Annotated in this window: 3 protein-coding genes; 2 read left to right on the top strand and 1 reads right to left on the bottom strand. The window is 75.5% G+C overall.

The features are described from left to right. The coding region (gene eccE, locus JNW87_RS38065; RefSeq protein ID WP_238455405.1) for a type VII secretion protein EccE at positions 1-943 on the bottom strand (943 nt) is incomplete at its 3' end. A gap of 307 nt (positions 944-1,250) precedes the next feature. Here eccE and JNW87_RS38060 point away from each other — a divergent pair. Continuing rightward, the gene (locus tag JNW87_RS38060) at positions 1,251-1,568 is read left to right on the top strand and encodes a WXG100 family type VII secretion target (RefSeq protein WP_109803084.1); all 318 of its coding nucleotides are present in this window, start codon (positions 1,251-1,253) and stop codon (positions 1,566-1,568) included. Positions 1,569-1,590: 22 nt separating this feature from the next. Further along, complete coding sequence (locus JNW87_RS38055) at positions 1,591-1,884, top strand: WXG100 family type VII secretion target (protein WP_089011602.1); 294 nt, start codon at positions 1,591-1,593, stop codon at positions 1,882-1,884. The last annotated feature ends 109 nt before the right edge of the window (positions 1,885-1,993 follow it).

The following is a 1,993-nucleotide window of genomic DNA, read 5'->3' as shown; positions in this document are numbered from 1 at the left end:
CCGGCGCGGCGTCGGCCCCGGCGCGCGGGCCGACGCAGAGCGAGACGGTGGTGGCGGTGGCCGGCAGCGCGAGCAGCCGGGGCACCAGCCGCCGCGCGGCGTCGGTACGCGGATCCGGCCAGCGCCGTAGCCGGAACGTGGTCTGCAGCAGCCCGCCGGCTCCGACGGTCTGCCAGGACTCCCGGATGGGTACGCCGGCATCGTGGTGGGCCAGCTCGGCGAGCACCCGCAGCGCGGCCGGCTCGCCCAGCGGGCGGCCGGTCAGCGGCCCGAGCCGGCGGACGATCCGCCGGACCGTGCCGGACAGCGCGCGCCGCAGTTCCTCGTCCGACCAGCCGTCCACGCGCAGCACCCGGACGGCGAGCACCGCCCGCTCCCGCCCGGCCAGCCGCCCGTCGGTGAGCTGCCGGTACGACGTGCCGGCGGTGCCGGCGCCGACGGACGGTGCCGGGGCGGGCGACGCGGAGAGCAGGAGCTGAATCCGAACCGGTGGGCTGTCCACGCTCAGGGCCGGCAGCAGGGACAGCGGCGGCGGCAGGGTGCGCCGGCCGTCGCCGAGCAGGTCACCCGGGTCGCCGATCTCCAGCAGCGCGGTCAGCCCGGCGGCGTCGTCGACCACGGCGGCCGGACCACTGGCCAGCTCGGCGGAGCGCACTCCGGCGCCGGGGGCCACCAGGTCCACCAGGGCGGCCGGGCCGGCGGCCGGTGGGAGGGCGCGGCGCCGGGTGAGGTACGCCAGGCCGACGACCAGCCACTCGAAGAGCCAGCGGCCGTGGACCCGGACCCACGCGGTGGGCAGCAGCAGGGCGGCCAGCAGCAGGGCGGCGGCGGTGACGGCCGCCCCCGGCCGACGGCGGCGACGAGCACCGCCACGGCCAGCTGCGCCGCCACGACCTGACCGGCCCGCGGCCCCGAGGCCGTTCGCCCCCCGGTCGGCCTCCACTGTGGTGGCAGGGGCTGGCGGGCCGTCGCCGGCGCCGGGGATCCGGTCCTGGTCGCCGTCACCGCGCCTCCTCCCGCCGATCCTCGGGTGACGATGGCGTGGCTCATCGTAAGGGTTCGCGGACCCAGCCGTTGTCCACAGGGGATGCGGAAGGGGTAGCACAAGCGCAGTCGGGCGGCTACCGTCAGCGACGAGCTCCGTCGAGCGCGCCGCCGTCCCACCCCACGATGCCGGCCCCGCGCCACGGTTCGTCCACGGTGGTCGTTCCCGCGACCAGCCACGACCGAGGAGACGAGGTGACGTCCGGGTGTCCCAGACCCAGGCAGAAGCCGCGGTGATGCAGCAGACCGCCGCGAAGTTCGAGCAGGTGGACCAGTCCCTGCAGACCATGCTGAGCGGCCTGATGGCCGAGCTTGAGGTGTTGCAGCAGGCCTGGCGGGGCGCCGGCGGGCGCTCGTTCGAGCAGGTCAAGCAGCAGTGGTCGCAGGACCAGGCCGCGCTGCAGCGGGCCCTGCGGGAGACCGCCGCCGCGATCCGCACCGCCGGCCAGCAGTACGACGTCTCGGACACCGAGGCCGCCAGCCGGGTCGCCGGCACCAACCGCGGCATCCAGTTGCCGCTCTGACCTCACCGGAAGGGGAGATCCGATGGACCACGGTGTGCTGGTCGTCAACTTCGCCGCGTTGCAACAGGCCGGCGCGGACATCCAGAAGGCGCTGAACACGCTGGACAGCCAGCTCGGGCAGCTCGAACGGGACGCCGCGCCGCTGGTGGCGAGCTGGACCGGTGAGGCCCGGGAGGCGTACGAGCAGCGGCAGGCGAGGTGGCGGTCCGCCTCGCAGGACCTGCAGGCGATGCTGCGCGACATCAAGCTGGCGGTGGACGACTCCGCCGCCGACTACCTCGACACGGAGAAGCGGAACGTCAACCTGTTCCAGTGACCGCCGCGCGGCGGCGGCGTCGGGCAGCCCGCCCGGCTTTGCCGCCGCCAGGAGGTCGCAAGAACGGGAACGGGTACGTACAGTGGTCGAGCCCCCCGATCAACGAGCT

It is taken from the genome of Micromonospora sp. ATA51, assembly GCF_016802855.1.
Lineage (GTDB): Bacteria > Actinomycetota > Actinomycetes > Mycobacteriales > Micromonosporaceae > Micromonospora > Micromonospora sicca.
This window is presented reverse-complemented; position numbering and strand designations above follow the sequence as displayed.

What these genes read in the sequence shown, in the direction of transcription:
- JNW87_RS38055 (WP_089011602.1), top strand. Translation starts at nt 1,591, where the DNA reads ATGGACCACGGTGTGCTGGTCGTCAACTTCGCCGCGTTGCAACAGGCC.